This is a genomic window from Litchfieldia salsa (genome assembly GCF_900104555.1).
GTDB classification, from domain to species: Bacteria; Bacillota; Bacilli; order Bacillales; family Bacillaceae_L; genus Litchfieldia; species Litchfieldia salsa.
In genome coordinates this window covers 201836-223783 of the sequence record NZ_FNJU01000003.1, presented here as the reverse complement: position 1 = coordinate 223783, position 21948 = coordinate 201836, and the positions used below count along the sequence as shown (strand labels likewise).

At 34.8% G+C, this 21948-nt stretch carries 26 protein-coding genes and 2 pseudogenes; 3 read left to right on the top strand and 25 right to left on the bottom strand.

Annotated features, from left to right (window positions below; all coding sequences use genetic code 11):
- Window positions 1-82: 82 nt before the first annotated feature.
- The 11 genes and pseudogenes from BLQ56_RS08065 to BLQ56_RS08020 all read right to left on the bottom strand — a co-directional run bounded on the left by BLQ56_RS08065 (window position 83) and on the right by BLQ56_RS08020 (window position 5424).
- A complete protein-coding gene (locus tag BLQ56_RS08065) occupies window positions 83-1195 on the bottom strand; it encodes an MBL fold metallo-hydrolase (protein ID WP_175490253.1) in 1113 nt (370 codons plus the stop codon).
- Window positions 1196-1261: 66 nt separating this feature from the next.
- Window positions 1262-1375: pseudogene (locus BLQ56_RS08060) on the bottom strand (DsrE/DsrF/DrsH-like family protein); the annotation flags it as partial.
- A gap of 6 nt (window positions 1376-1381) precedes the next feature.
- Window positions 1382-1957 (bottom strand): sulfurtransferase TusA family protein, encoded by a 576-nt coding sequence (locus BLQ56_RS08055; RefSeq protein ID WP_090852061.1) that lies wholly within the window; start codon window positions 1955-1957, stop codon window positions 1382-1384.
- Window positions 1958-2013: 56 nt separating this feature from the next.
- Entirely contained in the window at window positions 2014-2304 is a 291-nt protein-coding gene (locus BLQ56_RS08050; protein ID WP_090852058.1) for a rhodanese-like domain-containing protein, read from the bottom strand.
- Between the two features lie 12 nt (window positions 2305-2316).
- Window positions 2317-2682, bottom strand: coding sequence for a rhodanese-like domain-containing protein (locus BLQ56_RS08045; RefSeq protein ID WP_090852055.1), 366 nt, complete (start codon window positions 2680-2682; stop codon window positions 2317-2319).
- A 32-nt stretch (window positions 2683-2714) separates the two neighbouring features.
- Window positions 2715-3194 carry a DsrE/DsrF/DrsH-like family protein gene (locus BLQ56_RS08040; protein WP_090852052.1) on the bottom strand — a complete coding sequence of 160 codons (480 nt, stop codon included), beginning with the start codon at window positions 3192-3194 and terminating at the stop codon, window positions 2715-2717.
- Between the two features lie 54 nt (window positions 3195-3248).
- Window positions 3249-3476 (bottom strand): sulfurtransferase TusA family protein, encoded by a 228-nt coding sequence (locus BLQ56_RS08035; protein ID WP_090852049.1) that lies wholly within the window; start codon window positions 3474-3476, stop codon window positions 3249-3251.
- Between the two features lie 90 nt (window positions 3477-3566).
- Window positions 3567-3827 (bottom strand): metal-sensitive transcriptional regulator, encoded by a 261-nt coding sequence (locus BLQ56_RS08030; RefSeq protein ID WP_090852047.1) that lies wholly within the window; start codon window positions 3825-3827, stop codon window positions 3567-3569.
- A 629-nt stretch (window positions 3828-4456) separates the two neighbouring features.
- On the bottom strand, window positions 4457-4846 hold the full coding sequence (locus BLQ56_RS08025) for a DUF302 domain-containing protein (protein WP_090852044.1): 390 nt from the start codon (window positions 4844-4846) through the stop codon (window positions 4457-4459).
- Window positions 4847-4858: 12 nt separating this feature from the next.
- On the bottom strand, window positions 4859-4990 hold the full coding sequence (locus BLQ56_RS24035; RefSeq protein ID WP_274380212.1) for a hypothetical protein: 132 nt from the start codon (window positions 4988-4990) through the stop codon (window positions 4859-4861).
- Between the two features lie 44 nt (window positions 4991-5034).
- Window positions 5035-5424 (bottom strand): class I SAM-dependent methyltransferase, encoded by a 390-nt coding sequence (locus BLQ56_RS08020; protein ID WP_175490228.1) that lies wholly within the window; start codon window positions 5422-5424, stop codon window positions 5035-5037.
- Between the two features lie 116 nt (window positions 5425-5540).
- Here BLQ56_RS08020 and BLQ56_RS23395 point away from each other — a divergent pair, with 116 nt between their 5' ends.
- Complete coding sequence (locus tag BLQ56_RS23395) at window positions 5541-5717, top strand: hypothetical protein (protein WP_175490227.1); 177 nt, start codon at window positions 5541-5543, stop codon at window positions 5715-5717.
- On the opposite strand, the pseudogene BLQ56_RS08015 reads toward BLQ56_RS23395, so the two are convergent.
- From BLQ56_RS08015 to BLQ56_RS24205, 3 genes and pseudogenes are all read right to left on the bottom strand, one after another.
- Window positions 5714-6489: pseudogene (locus tag BLQ56_RS08015) on the bottom strand (sulfite exporter TauE/SafE family protein). The gene BLQ56_RS23395 and the pseudogene BLQ56_RS08015 sit on opposite strands and share 4 nt — an antisense overlap.
- 40 nt (window positions 6490-6529) lie before the next feature.
- Window positions 6530-7654, bottom strand: coding sequence for an MBL fold metallo-hydrolase (locus BLQ56_RS08010; protein ID WP_090852038.1), 1125 nt, complete (start codon window positions 7652-7654; stop codon window positions 6530-6532).
- Window positions 7655-7684: 30 nt separating this feature from the next.
- Window positions 7685-7882, bottom strand: coding sequence for a rhodanese-like domain-containing protein (locus BLQ56_RS24205; protein WP_338011849.1), 198 nt, complete (start codon window positions 7880-7882; stop codon window positions 7685-7687).
- Window positions 7883-8111: 229 nt separating this feature from the next.
- Between BLQ56_RS24205 and BLQ56_RS08000 the strand changes: the two genes are divergently transcribed.
- On the top strand, window positions 8112-8327 hold the full coding sequence (locus BLQ56_RS08000) for a hypothetical protein (protein ID WP_090852035.1): 216 nt from the start codon (window positions 8112-8114) through the stop codon (window positions 8325-8327).
- 260 nt (window positions 8328-8587) lie between these two features.
- Complete coding sequence (locus BLQ56_RS07995) at window positions 8588-9607, top strand: zinc-binding alcohol dehydrogenase family protein (RefSeq protein ID WP_090852032.1); 1020 nt, start codon at window positions 8588-8590, stop codon at window positions 9605-9607.
- 747 nt (window positions 9608-10354) lie between these two features.
- Here the strand turns inward: BLQ56_RS07995 and BLQ56_RS07990 are convergent.
- The 11 genes from BLQ56_RS07990 to BLQ56_RS07940 all read right to left on the bottom strand — a co-directional run bounded on the left by BLQ56_RS07990 (window position 10355) and on the right by BLQ56_RS07940 (window position 21815).
- A complete protein-coding gene (locus BLQ56_RS07990; protein ID WP_090852029.1) occupies window positions 10355-12223 on the bottom strand; it encodes an alpha/beta hydrolase family protein in 1869 nt (622 codons plus the stop codon).
- 459 nt (window positions 12224-12682) lie between these two features.
- The gene (locus tag BLQ56_RS07985) at window positions 12683-13666 is read right to left on the bottom strand and encodes a glycoside hydrolase family 43 protein (protein WP_090852026.1); all 984 of its coding nucleotides are present in this window, start codon (window positions 13664-13666) and stop codon (window positions 12683-12685) included.
- An 831-nt stretch (window positions 13667-14497) separates the two neighbouring features.
- Window positions 14498-15304 carry a methyltransferase domain-containing protein gene (locus BLQ56_RS07980; protein WP_090852023.1) on the bottom strand — a complete coding sequence of 269 codons (807 nt, stop codon included), beginning with the start codon at window positions 15302-15304 and terminating at the stop codon, window positions 14498-14500.
- A gap of 72 nt (window positions 15305-15376) precedes the next feature.
- On the bottom strand, window positions 15377-15814 hold the full coding sequence (locus BLQ56_RS07975; RefSeq protein WP_090852929.1) for a VOC family protein: 438 nt from the start codon (window positions 15812-15814) through the stop codon (window positions 15377-15379).
- Window positions 15815-15914: 100 nt separating this feature from the next.
- On the bottom strand, window positions 15915-16898 hold the full coding sequence (locus BLQ56_RS07970) for a ketoacyl-ACP synthase III (protein WP_090852020.1): 984 nt from the start codon (window positions 16896-16898) through the stop codon (window positions 15915-15917).
- Between the two features lie 206 nt (window positions 16899-17104).
- Complete coding sequence (locus BLQ56_RS07965) at window positions 17105-17887, bottom strand: PhzF family phenazine biosynthesis protein (RefSeq protein ID WP_090852015.1); 783 nt, start codon at window positions 17885-17887, stop codon at window positions 17105-17107.
- A 107-nt stretch (window positions 17888-17994) separates the two neighbouring features.
- Window positions 17995-18444 (bottom strand): hypothetical protein, encoded by a 450-nt coding sequence (locus BLQ56_RS07960; protein ID WP_090852012.1) that lies wholly within the window; start codon window positions 18442-18444, stop codon window positions 17995-17997.
- Window positions 18445-18541: 97 nt separating this feature from the next.
- Window positions 18542-19171, bottom strand: a complete 630-nt coding sequence (locus BLQ56_RS07955) for a lysozyme inhibitor LprI family protein (RefSeq protein WP_090852009.1) — start codon at window positions 19169-19171, stop codon at window positions 18542-18544.
- A 205-nt stretch (window positions 19172-19376) separates the two neighbouring features.
- Entirely contained in the window at window positions 19377-19829 is a 453-nt protein-coding gene (locus BLQ56_RS07950; RefSeq protein ID WP_090852006.1) for a GNAT family N-acetyltransferase, read from the bottom strand.
- 117 nt (window positions 19830-19946) lie between these two features.
- Window positions 19947-20141, bottom strand: coding sequence for a hypothetical protein (locus BLQ56_RS07945; RefSeq protein WP_238457215.1), 195 nt, complete (start codon window positions 20139-20141; stop codon window positions 19947-19949).
- Window positions 20142-20420: 279 nt separating this feature from the next.
- Window positions 20421-21815 (bottom strand): MFS transporter, encoded by a 1395-nt coding sequence (locus BLQ56_RS07940; protein WP_090852001.1) that lies wholly within the window; start codon window positions 21813-21815, stop codon window positions 20421-20423.
- Window positions 21816-21948: the final 133 nt, after the last annotated feature.

Genomic DNA, 21948 nt, shown 5'->3' with positions numbered 1-21948 from the left:
TTTTCACTCTCAAAAACTATATAAGTTAAGGTAATAGAGATAATAAAAGTCCAACTATACCCTTACTTTCGGAAATTTCTTTTTATCGAACAGCACAACGGTTTGGACCAATTTCCATCTCACGTTGTTTTTCATCATCTGGACTGATTTTCCCCATGTTCGTTTCACGGATTTCTTGGTAAGCATTTGGTTGGGGTGGTAAATTTTCCGTCACTAATTTTCTAAACTCGTTTTCGTCTTCAATATTTAACCCATGGTTTTGTGCAAACAAAGTACATAATTTTGCAGAAACACTACCGTCTTCATTTAATTCGTCAATAATCATAAAGTGGGCTGGAAGAACAATAAGTTCCTCAGATAATTCTCTGTAACGTGTGTAAAGACTTTCTCGTAAATCGGCTACCCAATCTTCTGCCATGCCTGCTAAGTCTGGTCTACCGATAGAATCGATGAATAAAATATCACCTGAAAGTAAGAACTTTTCATCGACAACAAAAGACGTAGAACCAATCGTATGACCTGGAGAATATAAAGCATGAATATTGATCGTGGTGTTACCGATGGTTACATCCGTACCACCTTCTAACGGTTGATACTTAAATGTAACTTCTGTTGCGTCCTTTGGTGGTAACCAGTATGTTGCATTTGTTTTTTCGGTTATTGCTCTACCACCTGAAATGTGGTCTGCATGTAAATGTGTATCAAATACATGTGTAATCGTTGCGCCAACCTTTTCAGCAAACTCAGTATAAACATTTGTCATTCTTGTTGCATCGATAATTGCAGCCTCACCATTTGAAACGACCATATAAGATAAACAACCTTTTCCAATACGAACGAATTGATAAATCTCTCCACCGTCTTTTAAGTCCCCTACCTTAACAGGCTCTAAGTGCTCACTCCATGCTTTCATACCACCTTTTAGATAGGCAACATTTAACCCCTCTTCAGAAAGCATGTCAGCAACCATGACAGATGAACCTTCTTTAGCACAAACAACTAAAATTTCTTTGTCTGATGGAAGTTGATCTAAGATTCCCTCCACGCCATCTAATAAATCGAAATAAGGTACATTTAAATAATCAAAGTTTGCTCCTTCAATTTTCCAATCACTAAAAGCATCTTCATTTCTGACATCTAAAATAAATAGTATCTCTTGATTAATCACCTTCTGTGTTACCTCTTTTGAAGTCATTTCTCTTAAACTCACCTTAAATACCCCCTATAGTATTATTTAAGTTAAAAAAATATAAGATAATCGTTAAAATGTTAAAGTTACATCAGCGCCTTTTGCAAACTCAAGGAATGTCGCGGCTCCACCGACCTCAATACCACCTATAAAAGTATCTCTTTCTAATCCGATAATCTTCATCGTAAACTACTAATCTATTGCTTTTACAGTTTGTCCTTCCCATTCGCTCATACCTGGAACAACATTTATTACTTGTTTAAATCCTTTTTCCGTTAGTTTTTGTGCTGCTAAATCACTACGATTACCAGTTCTACATACGATATAAATTGGAGTTTCAGAATTTAATTCGTTTAACCGATTCTCCATCTCACCAAGAGGAATTGATTTTGCCTTTGGAATGTGACTAAATACGTATTCAGCATTTTCTCTTACATCTAGCACAATTAAATCTTCATTGGCTGAAAGTTTTTGTCCTAACTCATCGTTGCTAACGACAAAAGGATGTTTCTTTTCTAACTTTTCTTCTCCACTTGCTTTACGAAGATAATGCTTTAATACATCACCTTCTTCGAGTGTTCCTAAATATTGATGCCCTGAACTTTCTGACCATGCTTTAATATCTGCCTTTGATCCTTTGTCCGTTGCTTGAACTTCTATGACTTGTCCAGCCTCTAGGTTATTCATGGCCTTCTTCGTCTTTACAATCGGCATTGGGCATGCTAAATTTTTCGCGTCTAAGATAACATCTGTTTTTATCATTTCCATGTGATACAACCTCCAATTTTAATTACCCAACAGGGTATATATTCATCTAAAAAAATTTATTCGATTGGCCCTTCCCATGCAAGCATTCCACCAGTCATGTTAATCACATTGAAACCGTGGCTTTCGAGAAATTTTAATGCTTGTGCACTTCTTCCACCTGAACGACACACCATAATATATTCTTTTGCTTTATCTAGTTCCTGCATACGAAATTCCAATAAGCCTAGTGGAATGTTGATTGCACCAGGGATTTTTCCTTGTGCTACCTCTTCAACTTCACGAACATCAATTAAATTCAATTCCTCACCAAGTAAACTTTCAACTTGTGTTGTTGTGAATTCTCTCATTCTATTAACCTCCTAGCCTTTCCAGGTGCTTACGCCACCTTTTACATTTGTTATTTGTTTAAACCCTTGTTTTTTTAATACTTTACTTGCTTTCTTACTTCTCATTCCACTTTGGCAAATAACGACTACTTCTTTATCCTTTTTCAAAGTGTTTGCTTTTTGTGAAAGTTGATGTAACGGGATATTTTTAAAGCCGGGAATATGGTATTGACCAAATTCACCTTGTGTACGCACATCAACAAATTGAAACCCCTTCTCTTTCAATAAACCCTTTAGTTGAGTTGTATTGACCTGTTTTACCCCCTTCACAGGTATTAAACGTAGGGCAATAAAAAGTATAACGAGAGAAAAAATTATCGTATCAACAAAAACATTCAAGGAATGACCTCCTGTTCTCTTCTATTAGGCTACTAGATAAATAAGTTTACATTTCCTTCTTCTGCATCACCAATGTATGCAGCAACTCCGGCGTAATCAAGCCCATCAATTAACTCTTCTTTTTGCAATCCAAGAAGATCCATTGTCATTGTACATGCAATTAACTTCACATCTTGTTCTTGTGCCATTTCTATAAGTTGTGGAAGTGGCATAGCATTATGCTTTTTCATCACATGCTTAATCATTTTAGGTCCCATTCCAGCAAAGTTCATGTTAGAAAGGCCCATATTATCAGCACCGCGAGGCATCATTTTGCCGAACATTTTTTCTAGGAATCCTTTCTTCACTGGTACTTGTGCGTCTTTTCTAAGAGTGTTTAATCCCCAAAATGTATGAAAAATAGTTACCTCATGATCGTAAGCAGCCGCTCCATTTGCAATAATATAGGCTGCCATTGCTTTATCATAATCTCCGCTAAATAGAACAATCGTTGTTTTCTTTTTCTCTGACATTCTAATTCCTCCTCATTTTATACCATACAGGGTATGTTTGTTTGTAAAATTTTTTTAACCTTTCTTAATTTGGAATATAAATACATCGTTCTCTTCTTTATATTCAAGTAATTCATGTCCAGTTGATTTTGCCCAAGCAGTTAAGTCACTCTTAGCACCTTTATCTGTTGTATGAACTTCTAGGACTTGACCTGTTTCAATTTCATTTATGGCCTTCTTTGTTTTAACAATCGGCATTGGGCATGCTAAATTTTTCGCGTCTAATACTTTTTCCACTTTCATTTATATCCTCCTCAAATCTTCGTCTTCAAAAATTACTTATACCCGTATGGGTATATATTATTCTAAATAAAAAAGGATGTCAACCCTTTATTATCTGCTCTTTACAAGCATGTTAACAGCCTCTTTTACTAATTCATCGCTGCTTTCCCCATTTTCTTCTGCTTTCCTAACACATTCTATTAAATTGGTACTCACTAAAACACCAATTGTACGATCAATCGCTGTTCTACTAGCAGACAATTGGGTAATGATGTCCTTGCAATCTTTGCCCTCTTCCATCATTCTCAAAATGCCTCTGATTTGACCTTCAATACGTTTTAAACGATTCTTTGTCTGAACATCATATTCCATAGTAGCACCTCCATATAAAATAAAAGATTTCCTGACTCAAGTAAAATAATGAACTCAGGTTTTTGTGATTCGATAAACCGATTATATACCCTGGTGGGTATATTGTCAACTCAGTTTAGATTATTTTTTTCTAGTCACTCACACATAAATTCTCTATACCTTTTCGCTTTGACTTGTAACTCTCATAACATGCTTCTTGAGAAGATAGCGAGTAACTGACTACTTTAAACCCTTTTTTTGTAATATTCGGGTTCCGACGTTTTTTTTCCAATGAACATATTAGGTGTACTGCTTGATAAGGTATTTCCTTGTGAAATCTATTCATATAAGCCACTGGAATGTTAATTACTTCTTTTATTTGGTGTTTATAACGTCCTAATATCTAATACAACCTTTTCACTTTCCTTATTTATATCATTTTTTTCAAAATAGGACATACATAGAACAGGAACATATCTTTTATAAATGCCTACTAAGATAGGCATACATAATAAAATAAAAACAAAATCTAGCAATATCTTTCACTCTCCTTAGTACCCAGGAGCAACTAATAACCCATATTTTATACCCCCTATAGTATATTGTCAACAGAAGGAGACATAAACTGTTTACATCTCCTTCTTCTCTTTTCATACTATACTTTTGTTGATGCAATCAATAAGACGTTGTTCAATATCTTCAGCAAGTTCCTTTATCTTTGGATCATCCACCATACTTACTAAAGCCGTAGGTCTTGGCATCCCTATTTTTGTTTTACCTTGATCATCATAAACAACGATTTTACAAGGAAGAAAATAACCGACCATTTGATTTTCACTAAGTATCCGCTGGGCTTCATGAGGGTTACAGACTTCTAAGACCTTGTATTCCTGGTTAAAGTCTAAACCCTTTTCTTGTAACTTACCTTTAATATCAAACTCCCATAGGACACCAAACTTCTCTTCCTTTAGTGTATCCTCTAATGAAGATATCGCAGTTTTGATATCGTCTTTTGTTTCAACGGTGTATTCAAATTGCATTACAGTCCCTCCTTATATATTGATAATTGCACCATAAACGGCCTCACTGAACTTAATGATTGACGATGATAAGTTATTTTCATTTAGTATTTCTTTCATTTTTTCTGAAGGAATCCTTTCATGTAATGGTGGTCCTATTTCCATTTCAATGGCCTCCCATTCAAGAATAAGTAGGGTTCCGTTTTGCTTTAATATTCTTTAAATTCACTCAATGCTTTCTTTAGATTCGGAATTTCATGTACTACAAAAGCTACAAGGACCTTATCTACGAGATCATCATTCAAATGTATATCCTCTAGGTTACTAAGTGTATAGTGAATATTATTGATATCTTCCGAAAGTGCATTCTCTTTTAAAAGATTTAGCATTTTTTCCTCAATATCAACGGCATAAACATTCTGATTCGTTTCCCTTGCTAATGGAAGCGTAAAAAATCCATTACCTGCCCCTAAATCAGCAATAACATTTTCCTTGTTAATGTTTAATTCTTTTATAACTTGTTCTGGTGAAACATGTTGTAATCGCTCTGGATCTAATAACTTATCTGCTTTAACGGGGTTACACCGGTGTCCTGCCAAATCCATCACACCTTTCCAAAATTATTACAAAACAATATATACAAAGATAAGTGCATCCATGTTATAATCCATACTAATCTAATAGGTTTTAACGAGATTATCTAGGGAGTGATAAAATGAATTTACTTAAACTCTTTATAAATGAAAAATGTCCAAAATGTAACAAAACTTTAGAAACAAAGCATTCAAGCATACTAAGTGCATTTGTTATAAAATACTGCTCTGAAGGTCATTATCAAAAAGAGTTTCATCCATCATTAGAAACATATATTGAAACCAATAAAGTTTCTTAAAAGAGAATATCTGACCAAATCTTTATTGAAGTACCACCAATCAGTAATGCCAAAATCCATTTCAGGACTTTGGCATTTACTTTTTTACCTACCTGCGCACCAAGTGGCGCAGCAATTAGACTAGAGATTACCATGATAGAAGCAGGAAAAAAATGAACTTGCCCCGTGGCTACCTTCCCTACCGTTGCTCCAATTGATGAAATAAGTGTTATTGCCAATGAAGATGCAATTGTTATACGTGTTGGTATCTTTAATATAACCAACATGATTGGAACAAGAAGAAATGCTCCGCCAGCCCCCACAATTCCTGCTCCAATGCCTACAATAAAAGCCAAAGAAGATGCTAACCACTTGTTAAAATGAATTTCTTCTACCTTACCCTCTATACCTTTAGTTGGAATAAACATCAAAACAACTGCAATGAATGCTAAGATTCCATATATGATATTGATTGTTTCTTCTTCCATCATTCTTGATCCAAAGCCACCAATTAAACTGCCGATTAGTACACTAAAACCCATAAATATAATTAAAGGTACATGTAAGTATCCACTTTTCCGATAGGCTAAAACACCACCAATGGTGGCAAATAATACTTGCACTCCTGTTATACCTGTTACTTCATGGGCACTGAATATACCAGTACCTAAAATTGGTGGGAAATACAGTAACATTGGATAATTGATATTGATCCTCCAATACCTGCAACGCCAGATATGAATGAACCTATAAACCCTATTAGAAAAAGTGTAATGATCAATTGAATATCCATTCATCTATACTCCAATTTATTTTGTATAAAATCACTCCCTCTAGCGTATTGCACAGCGATTTGGTCCTATTTCCATCTCACTCTGTTCCTCTTCTTGACGGTTTAATTTCCCCATATTAAGTAGCCGTATTTCTTCATAAGAGTTTGGTTGTGGTGGTAAATTATCCGTTACTGCTTTTCTAAATTCTGTTTCATCATGAATATTTAACCCATGGTTTTCTTTATAAAGAACACCTAGTTTTTCAAATACACTACCATCATCATTCATTTCTTTTATCCCCATATAATGAGCCGGAAGAACAAGCAAATCATCTGCAAGTTCTTTATAACGTTTATAAAGCGTATTCCTCAAATCCCCTACCCAATCTTCTGCCTTCCCTGCAAGATCAGGTCTTCCAATAGAATCTACAAATAAAATATCTCCTGTCATTAAATATTGATCATCGACAATAAAGGACGTACTCCCTATTGTATGTCCTGGAGAATAAATTGCTTTGATTGTTGAGTGACCAACTATCATTTCATTGCTATCTTCAATAGGTTGATGTTGAAATGTTACCTCACCTGCATCTTTTGGAGGGAGATAATAAGTTGCCCCTAATTTTTCTGCTATCCGTCTTCCTCCTGAAATATGATCAGCGTGAAGGTGGGTATCAAAAACATGTGTTAATTCTATAGAATGATTCGTTAGAAATTCTTCATAAGGTTCTAGCATTCGATTTGTATCAATTATCGCACCCTTGCCATTAGAAATAATAAAATATGAAAGACATCCCTTCCCAATCCGTACAAATTGATATAGGACTCCACCATTTTTTAAATCCCCTACTTTAATGGGCTCTAAATGTTCACTCCATGCCCTCATACCACCATCTATGGAATAAATATTGTTATATCCTTCTTGAACAATTTTCTCCACTGCCTTCAAAGAGGATTTACCCTTTGCACAAATAACATATAAATTTTCACCTTTCGGTACTTTTTCCATAACAGTATCAATTTTTCCCAACAACTCATTGGAAGGTGAGTTTATAACTTCAACGCTCTTCCCCTCTACTTTCCAATCATCAAAACTTTCCTTGGGTCGTACATCGAGGATGTATAATCGTTCGTCTTGTAGAATTTTTTTTACTACATCCTTAACACTAATCATCTTAATACTCATATATCTGTACTCCTTTTTTAAATAGGATTATTAAGAGTCAAAATCACCTTTCCATTCAGTCATTCCGCCTGCCATATTCTTTATTTTAAATCCACGATCTTGTAACCATTCACTAGCGAGCCCACTACGATTACCTGATCGACAAACGATAATATGCTCCTTCTCTTTTTCAATCTCATTAGTTCGTTGCAATATCTCCCCTAATGGTATATGACGAGCACCCGGGATACGACCTCCTTCAACCTCATTATGTTCGCGAACATCAATGATACTCTCAGCCTTCCCCTGCTACTAGTTCATTAACTTCCTCAGGTGATATTTCTTCTATAGAATCAGACATAAACCAGTACCTCATTTCTTAAAGTAAGATCACGCTGTTATTATGTGTAAAAATCTATATAATATCTTCTAAAAAAGGAAATAGGAATACTGATTAGTGATAAGAAGAAGACTAAAAATGAAAAAGAATAATGATCGTTTCTTCAATTATATTATTGTTTCTAGTTGGCTGTGGATGAACATGAATAATAGTGAAATGATGGATGGAAACATCACACCTAATATGGTTGCAAATATGGTGAATAGACCTGAAATGCAAGAGGCAATGATTGATATGATGAAAAATTCGAGGTACAGCAGGCAATGTTTGATAATATGCAAAGACCCGAAATAAAAGAGACTATGATTGAACTTATGCGAACTCCTGAAATGCAACAGGTTTTAAAGGAAGTAATTAAAGAGTTAAATGGTCTGTTCATATAGTAAAGAAAGATGAGACACATAGTTTTAAAATCTATATTTCTCCGTCTTCTCTCAACCTGAGCTAGCACTATAACTATACATATACTTCCAAATCAAGCGCATACTAACTTTTGTTATTAAAGAGTATTTTTCGAGTAAATTTTCAAAAAAATTGAAGGAGTTACAAAGCATATGACAACAATGAAAGCAGTGGGTTTATATCGTTATCTCCCTATTTCTGACTCAGAAAGCTTATTAGATATTGAAATGCCAAAACCAACGCCACAAGACCATGACCTATGTGTCCGTGTTCTGTCTATTTCGGTGAATCCTGTTGATACAAAAGTAAGACGCCCGAAGGATCGTGTGGAGAAGGAACCTAGAATACTTGGCTGGGATGTTGCTGGCATTGTTGAAGAAACTGGACCCGACACAACGCTGTTTAAGAAAGGTGATCCAGTTTATTATGCAGGAAGCGTTACTCGACAAGGGGCCAACAGCGAGTATCATCTTGTAGATGAACGAATAGTGGGACGTAAACCTAAAAATTTATCATATCCAGAAGCAGCCGCTTTACCACTTACTTCCCTTACTGCCTGGGAAGCATTATTTGATCGATTAGGTATCCCAGAGACTGGAAACGAGAAAACGAATCTATTAATTATTGGAGCCGCTGGAGGAGTTGGTTCAATAGCGATTCAATTAGCAAAAAGGGCTGGTCTAACTGTCATAGGGACAGCTTCTCGCCCAGAGTCAACCAAGTGGATAAAAGAACGCGGTGCAGATTATGTCATTAACCACTACCAGGAGTTTGTTGCTCAACTAAAACAACTAGGATTGGAACATGTAGACTATATACTATGTCTGAATCGTACCGACATGCATTGGGATAATATGGCCCAAGCAATTAAACCTCAAGGGAAAATTTGCTCCATTTATGAGACCGATGAGAAATTAAACTTATATCCTCTATTTAATAAAAGTGTTACGTTTGTATGGGAACTTATGTTTACTCGAGCCATGTTTGGCACACCGGATATGATTAGACAACATGAAATTTTAAATAAGATATCAGATATGATTGACTCCAGCGTACTTGAAACGACAGTGAACGAAGTTCTTTCTCCAATAAATGCGGAAAATGTACGAAAAGCACATGCTATTTTAGAGGAAGGGAAAACGATAGGGAAAATCGTCCTAGAAGGGTTTTAATCTTTTATGAACCTAAAAATTAATGACGGAGCAAAACAGACACGATACTTAGGTGGTATTGGCAACTAGGGAGATGAGTTCGTCTGTTTTGTGTGTTGTTTTTTGTTCATTTTCTTTATATGTTGATAACTAAATGCTCCTGGATAGATATATGGAGCCTCACACATTGCGGACCATGTGAGGTGTTTCCCATTTACTCCTCTTGTTGTTTCTGGTGCCAATCTCCATTCTCTTTTGTATAATATGCTAATAAAGATTTGGTGTCCTCGTAGAATTATTTTCTGTGAAAATAACTTAGTATCCTCTGTTTTAACTATATTTTGGTCTTAAAGAAGGGAATAAGTATAATTCACACCTTCTCTATATTCTGTTTTTCAATTTCTTTCATATCTTTTGGAAAAACTCCTCAAATGTCTGTTTGTTTGACGACCCATTAAAAGCCATAATAAAATAATAAGCATTAGTTAACAACTAACCTCAAAATATAACACTAAAATTTCTTAATTAAATGAATGTTTATCGGGTTCTTTGTTATGACTTTATCCAACTTTTTATTGTCTTTCTCGAATAAACAACTTTATCTTCATTAATTTCGAACTACCCCTAGTGTTATATTTCTTCTAATACATGATTAACCAAAGATAATACATAGGTACGATCCTTTTAAACTCTTTCTCCGAAAAAATGATGAATTGAAAAAAATCATCCAAAGCCTCATACTCTTTGGATGATTTTCACCATGATTATTTAAAACTGTGTCAAAGTATTTGTCACCATCATAACCGTTACAATAATGGCATAAATGATTCCACCAAGGTAAGGGTTATTTGTTACCTTATAAATCTTACGTGTTATTATTGCTGCAAGTGGGATAATTATTATGATTGGGAACAACCAAATTCCAACGATATTTGATACATCTGTAAAGTAAACATCACCTGTTACAAAGAAGTGTGTGTATTGAATGGCTACAATAACTGCAGCGCTGATTCCATTAAATACAGCAAGTAATGCTGTGTTTAACCATTCTCTTTTTCCATTTGAAACATAGTTGAAACTGTTAACGGCTACAGAATTTGCTACATAAAATAGTAGGAAAAATGGTAAATATTTTAGTGCGATAACTATTTTATCCGGTGTAAATGACTTTATAGCGATGACCCATAATCGAAAATCAACTTTAAAGAAGTAGTCTGCAATAAATACCAATCCAAAAGCAGCAACGGAAACGATGCATGATAAAAGAATCGTTTTCCAAAGTGTTTTCAAGCTGATTATGACACCTGATTTACGCAGGTCCATCCCTTGAGCTTTCGAGTAGAATATATACGACAAGAAAAGAACGATGATCGTGACTATTCCCATTACAACTGACCATACACCTATATAGAATACTGGTGCTTGGGAAAAGAACGCTGGACGATTTTCATTACTCCAATTAAATAGTGCTAGGTATGAATACCCAGAAATATAAGCACTAACAATTAGTCCACCCCAGAACCAAATTTGACCTCGACCTGTAGGTACTGGTCCTGCTGCTACTTTTTCTGTTGCTTTTAATGATTCGAATATTTGTGTGTTTAACATTACTTTTGTAAAGCTTACTAGAAACATAAAGAATCCGATTAAACCTAGGAAGTTAAAAAACACTTTCCATTGCCAGATTTGTTTTGTGGAGTCTATTGGTTTAGGTGCTCCAATTGATTCTTCAAAATAATCTACTAAACTAGTTACAACAGATGCAGAAAAATGATTCCATGGATGAATTTCATTTGGATTATAAATCACTCGTATCGCTTCAGCACCTTCAAATTCTTTCTTATAAACCTTGTAGATGCCACGTGGTTCCCCATCCACTCTTGGATCTACACCAAAGTTTAAAAATGATTGTGCATATTCTGTATCTATATATTCACGTGGAGGTGTGACCGTACCTTCCTCAGTTATACTGCGGAAGAAGAACTCGTCATACTTTGCAGCAATTATTCCTACATCTCGTGTACCATACATGTTTGCATATTGTTGCTCATCATTTCGGAATGCCCAGTAAAGTGGTTCCCCTGGATCATTCGTATACATTGCATCGTTTGCTACAAGAAGTACCGAGGAAATTAGTCTCTCTTCTTCTGGTAGCTGATTATCTTCTAATACTGACCAATTTGCAGCCCTAGCCCCGTTAGAATGTCCTGTTACAGCAATGTTCTCTTTATCAACATAAGGAAGATCTGCTATTAACTTTACAGCATCATACATCCCTGTTCCGTGATGTGCCCATTCTGTTGCTGCAATAGCTTCAGAATTCCCATGACCATACATATCAATCGAAATCACAACATAGCCTCGACGTGAAAGTTCAACAGAGTTTAAATCTTGCATTTCACGATTATTATACCAACCATGGCTCGTTACGATAGCAGGTGCTGGTTTATCTTTTGTAGCATTTTCAGGAATATATAATAGTGCACTAAGCATATGACCGGATGGAGTTTCCCATCGTAGATCTTTAATGGTTACTTTTCCACCAGAAGTTTGGACCAATGAAGCACCAAGCATACTAATTAAAATGAGTACAATTGCAATAATAAAATAGTTTGAGACTCCTTTTACTTTTCTCATCTATTTTCCCTCCTACATCATTATCTTTCATAAGGACGTCAATTATCGGGAATAAGTAACTATCCTCCCCCCTATCTAAAGTTTTTTTGGACAAAAAAGAGACCACATAATTCCACCAGAACAAGTATCTCTAGTAGGAATAGTCTGTGATCTCTATATCTCCAAAAAGGGTTTTAAGTTATATTTACACTGTAATTATATTGTAATATTGAAAGCGTTGTTAACACTTCTAATGGTTGTTGTTTTTATAGATAAAACAATTTGCATTAATTTATATAAGAGATTGTGATAATAGTAAAAATTATCTACTTCAATGCCTCCTTACTAAAAGTTAATGAATTAGAAAAACTATTAATCTAAACATGACACAACGTAGTTAAAGATTTGTCTAGAAGGATATAGAAAAAAGGTGATTCAAAAGTGCTTTATAAATACCTTTTGAATCATCCTATTTCTTTTTTAGTAACTTGGCCATCCTTGATTGTCAATGTATAAGTCGTTAATTCGCAGTTTAGGTATGCCGTTATCCCAGCTATCATAGGCATGGCGTACCATAATCCATTGGCCTGGACTGTGTTCGTAAACATCTTGGCCTCCAGGACCCTTCCAACGGCCTGCTCCCATGTCACTTTGCTCTAGGATAGTACCACCACTATTCATCATGTTTTTACCCTGTTTATCTAAGTACGGCCCTGTAACATCCTTTGAGCGCCCATATTTAATTTTATAAGTACTGTTAGATCCACTACAACATTTGTCAAAAGAGGCGAACAAATAATAGTAGCCATCTTTGTACATAAGAGTTGGTGCTTCAATGGCACCACCATTTCTAGATGCAAGCGAATAAATAGGTCCTGTTGGCTTCATCGTTGTCGAATCAACTTCATACATCTTGATACCATCCCAATGTGAACCAAAAGTAAGCCACAACTTTCCTCCGTTCGGATCGATAAATAAATCAGGATCAATTGCATTATAGTTGTTAGCAGAAGTAGAACGAACGACTAATCCTTCATCTACCCAACTACTCGCATCCTCTGGTGTTGATGTTGACAGAAGTCCGATTAGTGATTCATTTGACCCGAATCGAGACACAGAATAATAGAGCCAATATTTATTATTATAGAAGGTTATGTCTGGTGCCCATTGATTTGTTTCATATTCTGCTAGGTAATTGGACCACCAAGCCAGTGGCTGAACCAAAATTCTCTCACCGAGAGACCAATTTAAACCATCTGATGAAATAATTTGACGAAGACCATTTTCTTCAGTTAGTCCCGTAGCATAAGTGCGCCAAGTCGAGTCTGTTTTAATGGTTGTGGTGTCATGAATTAAAATATCGTTTACATTCCATTGTGCAGCAAATACAGGTAGCGCTAAAGCAGTAGATATAGCTAAGGAAAGTCCTAATAAAAGCCATTTTTTAGATATTTTTATTTTCATTAAAGTTCTCCTCCAATCTAATCGTAAACAATTTAGTATTACAGAAAACGTTTTAAATAACAGGTTGTAGGGAAGCGTTTTCATTTTACAGAGCTTTTACTAAGAGTAAATTTTGCTTTTAGAACTTAAAAATCATGATTAAGATAATTGTTAATGACTAATGATTTTAGGAATGAAAGGGAAAATTTCTAAGAATATGAGAGTATCTCTTATGACAAAGATTGATAAGGATGAGGAATTAATTACATGGTCTGATTAATTGTTATATTTTAATAATCAATTTATTCTATTCTTCACTACAATAATGCATAGCTAATTTCTACCCTCCCTCGAATTAAAGTTAGCATTTACATAAACATATTAACGATATAACTAATTAAGTGTAAAGCGTTTCGACAAAACTAGTGAAAAATTTTTAGAATTATTTATAGAACTAAAGTTAAATATACAATGTTTTCTAATTCTTTAATATTTATGTTATTTTTTATATAAATTTGTTGCTAATATATCTATTATCTCTTCAGTGGACTTTATTTAAAGTCAAGCGGGAGTGGAGAAACCTAGTTTCAATGTTTTTTAAAATTGGATTACTATGAAATCTTGAGAAAAGACGTGAATTCGAGAGATTTACCTTTCTATGTAGAGGGAAAATAGTTAAAGTTGAAAAAAAGTTTTGTCTTATGTGGAGGATAAATGAGAGACGTTACATCACTTACAAACATACTTTCGTTATTTCTTGCGTTGATTTATTAATTGGTCTGTAAAAATAGTATTATTATTTTTGTATAAAAAGCATTACTCTTAATTGAGCAATGCTCACGTTTTACAAATTCAATTCCTTTCTTTCGTTCCCTCAACTGCTAATAAATACATAATTTGAGATTCTGCACGTTGAATTATCCATTTCCTAAAATCATCTTCAGCTTTTGCCCTTTGAAGCTCAGTAATAAATCCGTCTTTAACCATTTGGCTGCCCTTAAACGCAGCAACTCCAGCCCAAATTGTAATATGTGTTTGAAAGTCATCATCAGAACGTTTTGTCTTTTCATTTTGAAGACTAACTTTTACATCTGTAAGCCCTGACTCTTGAAACAAATCCTGAAGATGGTCAGCGATTTCATTGTCCATACCTGCATCTGAACGCCATTTTAAGAAACAATCGTAAAAGTACTGCATCGTTTCTGGAGCCTCTGGTTTCCAAGATATTTTTGTATGATTATAATCAAGCACCAAAACTTTTCCGTTAATCTTGGTCGCTTTAACCATTTGATTTAAAGCCTCTTGTGGACTTGCAAGCCATTGAAGAACCCTTGCGGATGTTACTATATCAAACTCGTTTTGAAATGGTAGATTATAAATATCATCAACTTTAAAAGTTAATCCTGGAATATCTTTATAGTTTTCACGTGCTTTCTCTATTAATTCTGGATTGTTATCAATCCCGATTACACATCCATTTGGACCTACAAATTCTGCAATCCCTGAAGTAATCGCTCCTGTTCCACATCCTACATCAAGTACAGTCATTCCAGGTTGTAAGATATCTGCCAACCTTTTATGTGATTTCTTTAATGATCGAGCATCAATAATGCCTGATTCCTTTAAAGTTGCTCTTTCCTTTGCTACTTCTGTTTCCATAAAAAATCCCCCTATTTTTTAGTGATAATTCTGATAATTAATGATAGATATTAGAACCATAAACAATACTCCTCATTGCACCGAATCACTTTTACTAAATAATATCGAATGCTCTTTGAAACGTGGACTTAATTCACTCCAAACATCGAATTTGTTTCCATCTAAATCATAGAATACAAAGTTCCTTCCTGAGTGTCCTCTGTCTTCAAGTTCTCCAACTCTCATTTCTCTTGAAATAAAGTCTTTATGTAAGTTTTCTAACGCACTTAATCCATTAACTTCAAAAGTCATCGAGAAATGTTCCTGACCATAAATATCAAAGAAGTTTGAGGTTTGTTCCTTGTTTGATTTAACTAAGAAGATGCTTTGATATGCAAGATTTAGAATAGCCTTATCATCATCCTTATAACTTAACTCTGCACCTAAATTACTTACATACCATTTTGTAGAAAGATCTACATCTGTAACTGGGATATAAGTTGTTCCTACTCTTATTAGTTTTTCACTCATTATATTTCTCCCCTCAATAACTTTCAATATTATTTTCGACATATATACATATTTTTCCTTTAAATTTCTCTCTATATGAACAATATTGGGAGAAGAATGATTAAAGCTCCCACTTAATAAGTAATCCCGCATGTGCTAATCCTCCTCCATACCCATATAACAACACTTTATCACCATTATTGAGTAACCCTTCTTTTACTCCTTTGTCTAAAGATAAAGGTATTGTTGCTGCCGAGGTATTTCCATAATCAACCAAACTATATAGTGTTTTTTCAATAGGAAAGCCACTTCTTTGACATATTGACTCAATCATCCTTAAATTAGCACTATGAGGGACAAACCAATCTACATCATTTAATGAAACCGATGTATTAATCAATACGCTTTGCATTCCTTTTGGAACTGTAGTAACAGCCCACTTATATACCTCACGCCCATTTTGAACAATTTTATCACTTTCTACTAATTCTTCTTCAAACATACGCTTTGAGAGATTTGAACAATATAAATTCTTACCACCTTCTCCTTCAGATCCCAAATGTGATGAAAGAAAGCTTGGGTGCTCTTCATCATATTCAACTAGAACAGCTCCTCCCCCATCACCGAACAAAATGCAGGTGGTCCTATCCCCATAATCCGTAATTTTAGATAATGTTTCAGCACCGATTACAAGAATTTTCTTATTTAAACCAGAAGTTATTAATCCGTTAGCAATATGTAGTCCATAAGTAAATCCCGCACAAGCCACATTTAAATCAATTGCTCCAGTATTTTTTACCCCTAATTTCGCCTGAATAATAGAGGCTACACTTGGGGTTTTGAAATCTGGAGTCATTGTACAAACAATAATCATATCCACATCTTCAAGAGACTTATCGTACCGTTCCATTAAATTCCTAACGGCTTTATAACCTATATCACTTGTAAATTCATCTATGTTTGAGATTCTTCGCTCTTTAATTCCAGTACGTTGAACAATCCATTCATCATTCGTTTCAATCAATTTTTCTAATTCATTATTTGTTAATCTCTTTTCAGGAACATAAGTGCCTATCGCAGTAATTCGAGCTTTAGATTTAATCATAACAATTACCTCCATTATTTGATTATCACTATTCTAACACTTACTATTATGACTTGGTACTAAATTTTAGTTATAAAATTTCCATTGAATTTTTTATCCCATTTTACTTTAAATTACTTATATTTCGCATTGGGATCTTAAAAAAGAGATCGCCATGGCGTCCCTTTCTTTAACTCTAGTATCGTATTGTTTTAAATATTTTAATATTAAATTTCGATATTCAATTCAGCTACTGAGTATAAAACTGCTCCTCCAGCCATCTTTACCCGTGTACCTTCATGTTTACAATAAAGTGTTCCTCCTCTGCTTGATACTTGTCTAGCGACCATTTCCTTCTTATCTAGTCTATTTGCCCAAAAGGGAATTAATCCACAATGTAAGGAACCTGTTACAGGGTCTTCATTTACTTTCAACTTAGGGAAAAACGCTCTTGAAACAAAGTCATATTCACTACCTTGGGCCGTAACACAAACACCTAATCCGTCTCGAAGTCTTTCTAATTGGGCAAAGTCAGGACTTACTTTTTTGACATCCTCTTCTGACTCTAGGATAAATACAAGATCTCTATTTAAATATGACTCTTTTGGCACGATTCCCAATGCATTAATCATTTCATCAGTAACAGTAATTTCTGTTAAAGGAACAGATGGGAAATCCAGCTCATATAAATCATCTTGTTTTTTCACGGTTAACTCACCACTAATTGTATCGAACGTGACATAATCCGATTGCTTCTCATAATAATTCAGAATAACAAATGCAGTTGCTAATGTTGCATGTCCACAAAGATTAATCTCTCCTCCTGGTGTAAACCATCTTAGAAAATAATGATCTTCTTCTTTTACTGCAAAAGCCGTTTCCGACAGGTTGTTTTCAATGGCAATCTTCTGCATGAGATCATCTGAAATCCAATCGTTCATGATACATACTCCTGCTGGATTACCTTCAAAAACCTTCTCTGCAAAAGCATCAACTACAAAATATTTCATCACAATTCCTCCAATTTTATAATGGTTGGTAGTTTCAAATGGTTATCTAGATATGTGTCAGACTCATTTAAAGAAAATTGGGTTATTTTTGCTGTGCCCTTACCCTATCATAAGACATTAGAACAGGTAATTAAGATATGTGTTAACCCAAAAACAACACTAGGTATGATCGCAACATAATTTTTCAGCCATAGTTCAGCGGAGATGAAATAAATAGAAGGTAATACAGCCAAACCAACATATATCCAAGGTGATAGAATACCTGCATAATAACTAATCCACAAAGCATAGTATCCTGCCAGACAAAAAGATGCCAATCCAATATACACCCTTATATATTTTTTATTTTTACTTTCTTTGCGAATGACACTAATTAGCAACAAAATCATTATAAATTGACTAACGTGTACAACTATATCAAATATCGGTATAGAAGCACTATTTCCAGCAATAGGATTATTTGTTGGGGGTACTATCACCCATATTATATTAGGAACGATTGCCAACAAAAAAACAATAAAACCATTAAGCGAAAAGCCGAATCTATACTTTTTCATAAATTCACCTCATGGATTCCATCATTTAAAAACTTTCACGATTCTTAATAACTAGTTCAAATGATGACTTAAGCGTTGTGTGCTCAATGAAGAGTTTTTATTTCATATAATCCTCAACTAATTCATAGCATCTCGCTTCTGTAAGGTTTGCTAGTACAATGACATATTCTAAGTGTTCCTGTGTACCACCTTCATATTTTTTTGATGCTTCAAGTGCACTTTTATCTCTAGATTTGATCCAATTCCTCTGTTCTTCTTTTAGCTGGTCCATTTTTTCTTGTGACAGCTGTTCTTTTAAAACACCATAAATATCATTCAACAATCTATCCCAAATTTCCCATCTGTCGTTCTCCACTTTTTTCAATGCGTAAGTAGATGAATCAGTGGCTTCCAATTTTTCTGTTTCTTTTTTAGTATCATTTAATTTTTTCACATACTCTTCTTTCAAACCCGCTTCATCTTCATTAGAAACTGGGGGTTCTTCCTTTGCAGAAACGTTGCTTGAAGTATCCACTTTTTCACTTGTTTCAACTGTGTCTGTATCAGTGTTACCAGTATTTGAATTATTCTCTGTAGAGTCTGCGTTTTGAGAATCATCATTTGTGTTTTGTGTTGAGTTTGTATTTAGTATATTAGTTGATTCTTCATGTGAGGTTCCACAAGCGGTTAAAAAAAAGACTAATACGACAGTCAGCAATACCATTAACATTTCTCTCTTGTTGGACATCATATATCTCCTTTTGTAAAAAATCTCCTATGTCGGTTACAGCAAAAATCTTCCATAAAAATCCTACGTATGTATCTTACCACAAGTTATTTCCTAAATTATACATTTTAAGTAAAGAAACCTCTGTTATTATGTAAATATAAAGGGTACAACATTTCTTTATTAATCAACATGAAAATCTTATTAACTGGTGGAAACTGTTGTCTTATAAATCTTGTGCTAATCGAATCATATCCCTACACTGTATACCATTTTCAACTATTTTTTCTGGATAGTGTTTGAGGAAAAAATCTAAATCAACACCAATTATTCTAAAGCCGCATTTTTGGTATAGCGCAAGCTGTCCTATACTTGAATTTCCAGTACCAATTTCTATTGTTTTGTAGCCTTTATTCTTCGCGGTTTTAATTGCTTCCATCACTAACAGTTTACCTATTCCTCTACCATGCAGGTCTTCTGCAACTGCAATGTTAACTAACTCAACTGTTTCGGGTCTTGTCGGGAGTAGTATATAGACGCCAACAACTTTTTCTCTGATATAAGCAATAAAACATTCTCCCCTTTGTAAATAATCCTCAACGATTAACTGAGAAGGATCAGCTAATAACAGCAAATCCATAGGTGCTTTTTCATCTAACTTTAATTTCCTAATATCCATATTGCCCTCCATTTAAAAAAGGATATCCAATCATTCCGATTCAAGATAGAGACTGTGTATTTAAATGTCTCTAAACCAGATTTGAGCAGTAATCGCCCTTTCCTATTTTTAAAATAACTAGTTTGCTTTCTTCCTCACATCAAGTTTTCTTGAACAGTACAAACATAGTAAACCAGTACCTAGTGAAATAAGAAAAGGAATTATTGCAAGTATAGGCATAATAATAGCCCAATAGAGTAAATATGCACTTATAGCTAATACAAACCAACCTACTATAAACAAAAGACTCGACATAAACTCTTTTAATGCCACCAAAGTATCCTCCTCCTTTAGTAATCAATTTTAGCACGATTCTTTTACAAAAAAATGATGTATTCTCTTAATAAATCATTCATCATTCCCATCTAACTCAAATACGAACATAGTAAGAAACAGTTTCATAAAAGACATTAACCGTTTAAACAAGGAAAAAGCATCCCTATAAAAGGGATGCTACGATAATTCAATATAATCAAATTTACTTCCCATTACCTTTGATGGAGACACTAGTCTTCGATCTTTTTTACGGTAGCGTAACATAAACCATAAAAATTACGATTCTTTTCTTGCTTGTAGATCGGCTAAGATTTGTGGATAGATTTTGTCTAGTTTATAGAAATATAGAATGGCAATCTGTAATAATCCAATGATGGCTGGTGCCCAAACGAACAGGAAGATAATCATAGAAATCGCACTATCTGATTGCTCTGCTAAGCCTCCTACATAACCTCCTAACGAAAGGAACCATCCTATCATTGCTGCCCCCAGTCCCATACCAACCTTTGTACCAAAACTACCAGCACTATATACTAGCCCTTCTGTCCTTACTCCTGTTTTCCATTCACCATACTCGATTGTATCTGCAAGTATTGCAAAGAAGGACGCTGCAACTGGAACGCCGCCAATACCACGGATAATGGATCCAACCAATACTAACGTAAAGTTTGCTGGATTAACAAGAATGACAGCGGTTCCAATTAATCCGAAAATTAATCCAAACAACATAGAATTACGTTTTCCAAATTTCTTAATGATTGGTGCCACAAACAGTAAACCAATCATTACTGGAAACAAACCTGCTAAACCAAGTGGTCCAACTAATGCTGCATTTTCAAGAATATACTGTGCATAGTAAATACCAAGCCCTCCACCAAGTCCTGCTCCAGTGTAGGAAACCAAAGCGAATAATACCATCAGAGCCCAGTATTTGTTTTTAAATAGGGCTTTTACTCCCAACTTTACTGGAACACTTGTTTGTTCAACATTAACAGCAGTTACTCGTTCTTTCGTCGTTAAAAATGTAATTAGAAATAATATACCTGCAAGAATACCGAAAATAGTGAAAGTTAATGTCCAACCAGTTTTTCCACCCCCAAACGCTTCTACAAGTGGCATAGTAAAGTAAATAATAAGAACAGTCGCAATGAGTGCTGATAACATCCGGAAAATATTTAAAGTAGCACGTTGATAACTGTCCTGCGTCATCCGGGCATTTAATACACCATAAGGAATATTAATAGCAGTGTAGATCAAGTGAACCAAGTTATAAGTAATCGCGATATACACTAAGATACCTACTGGACCTAAATCTGGAACGGTAAAAAGCATGATTGCTGAGATTGTATAGGGTATTGCCATCCATAACAACCACGGCCGTGCTTTTCCATGCTTTGATTTTGTCTTATCAACAATAGCCCCCATACCGATGTCTGAAATACCATCTAATAGTCTCGATAGTAAAATAATTGTACCAACGGCAGCTGCTGAGGCTCCAGCAACGTCAGTATAGTAGAATATGAGGAATGAAGATACTGCAGCAAACACAAGATTACTAGCAAAGTCACCAAGTCCATAACCTAACTTCTCTGTAAAAGCTATTTTCGCTCCTACTGGTGTAACGCCTCCTGATGATAAACCCTCAATCTCCTCTTTTTTAATAGCTCCCATGATATCAACCTCTTTCGTTTAATATTGGAGAATTAATAACTCTAGTTATACGAGTTAGACTAAATATTAAAACCAAATCAATACCTATATTTGGCCTCAAAATCAACTAGTTCAGTTGATTTTGAGCTTGTAA

What these genes read in the sequence shown, in the direction of transcription:
- BLQ56_RS08065 (WP_175490253.1), bottom strand. Translation starts at nt 1,195, where the DNA reads ATGACTTCAAAAGAGGTAACACAGAAGGTGATTAATCAAGAGATACTA.
- BLQ56_RS08055 (WP_090852061.1), bottom strand. Translation starts at nt 1,957, where the DNA reads ATGGAAATGATAAAAACAGATGTTATCTTAGACGCGAAAAATTTAGCA.
- BLQ56_RS08050 (WP_090852058.1), bottom strand. Translation starts at nt 2,304, where the DNA reads ATGAGAGAATTCACAACAACACAAGTTGAAAGTTTACTTGGTGAGGAA.
- BLQ56_RS08040 (WP_090852052.1), bottom strand. Translation starts at nt 3,194, where the DNA reads ATGTCAGAGAAAAAGAAAACAACGATTGTTCTATTTAGCGGAGATTAT.
- BLQ56_RS08035 (WP_090852049.1), bottom strand. Translation starts at nt 3,476, where the DNA reads ATGAAAGTGGAAAAAGTATTAGACGCGAAAAATTTAGCATGCCCAATG.
- BLQ56_RS08030 (WP_090852047.1), bottom strand. Translation starts at nt 3,827, where the DNA reads ATGGAATATGATGTTCAGACAAAGAATCGTTTAAAACGTATTGAAGGT.
- BLQ56_RS08025 (WP_090852044.1), bottom strand. Translation starts at nt 4,846, where the DNA reads ATGCAATTTGAATACACCGTTGAAACAAAAGACGATATCAAAACTGCG.
- BLQ56_RS24035 (WP_274380212.1), bottom strand. Translation starts at nt 4,990, where the DNA reads ATGGAAATAGGACCACCATTACATGAAAGGATTCCTTCAGAAAAAATG.
- BLQ56_RS23395 (WP_175490227.1), top strand. Translation starts at nt 5,541, where the DNA reads ATGAATTTACTTAAACTCTTTATAAATGAAAAATGTCCAAAATGTAAC.
- BLQ56_RS08010 (WP_090852038.1), bottom strand. Translation starts at nt 7,654, where the DNA reads ATGAGTATTAAGATGATTAGTGTTAAGGATGTAGTAAAAAAAATTCTA.
- BLQ56_RS08000 (WP_090852035.1), top strand. Translation starts at nt 8,112, where the DNA reads ATGAAAAAGAATAATGATCGTTTCTTCAATTATATTATTGTTTCTAGT.
- BLQ56_RS07995 (WP_090852032.1), top strand. Translation starts at nt 8,588, where the DNA reads ATGACAACAATGAAAGCAGTGGGTTTATATCGTTATCTCCCTATTTCT.
- BLQ56_RS07990 (WP_090852029.1), bottom strand. Translation starts at nt 12,223, where the DNA reads ATGAGAAAAGTAAAAGGAGTCTCAAACTATTTTATTATTGCAATTGTA.
- BLQ56_RS07985 (WP_090852026.1), bottom strand. Translation starts at nt 13,666, where the DNA reads ATGAAAATAAAAATATCTAAAAAATGGCTTTTATTAGGACTTTCCTTA.
- BLQ56_RS07980 (WP_090852023.1), bottom strand. Translation starts at nt 15,304, where the DNA reads ATGGAAACAGAAGTAGCAAAGGAAAGAGCAACTTTAAAGGAATCAGGC.
- BLQ56_RS07975 (WP_090852929.1), bottom strand. Translation starts at nt 15,814, where the DNA reads ATGAGTGAAAAACTAATAAGAGTAGGAACAACTTATATCCCAGTTACA.
- BLQ56_RS07970 (WP_090852020.1), bottom strand. Translation starts at nt 16,898, where the DNA reads ATGATTAAATCTAAAGCTCGAATTACTGCGATAGGCACTTATGTTCCT.
- BLQ56_RS07965 (WP_090852015.1), bottom strand. Translation starts at nt 17,887, where the DNA reads ATGAAATATTTTGTAGTTGATGCTTTTGCAGAGAAGGTTTTTGAAGGT.
- BLQ56_RS07960 (WP_090852012.1), bottom strand. Translation starts at nt 18,444, where the DNA reads ATGAAAAAGTATAGATTCGGCTTTTCGCTTAATGGTTTTATTGTTTTT.
- BLQ56_RS07955 (WP_090852009.1), bottom strand. Translation starts at nt 19,171, where the DNA reads ATGTCCAACAAGAGAGAAATGTTAATGGTATTGCTGACTGTCGTATTA.
- BLQ56_RS07950 (WP_090852006.1), bottom strand. Translation starts at nt 19,829, where the DNA reads ATGGATATTAGGAAATTAAAGTTAGATGAAAAAGCACCTATGGATTTG.
- BLQ56_RS07940 (WP_090852001.1), bottom strand. Translation starts at nt 21,815, where the DNA reads ATGGGAGCTATTAAAAAAGAGGAGATTGAGGGTTTATCATCAGGAGGC.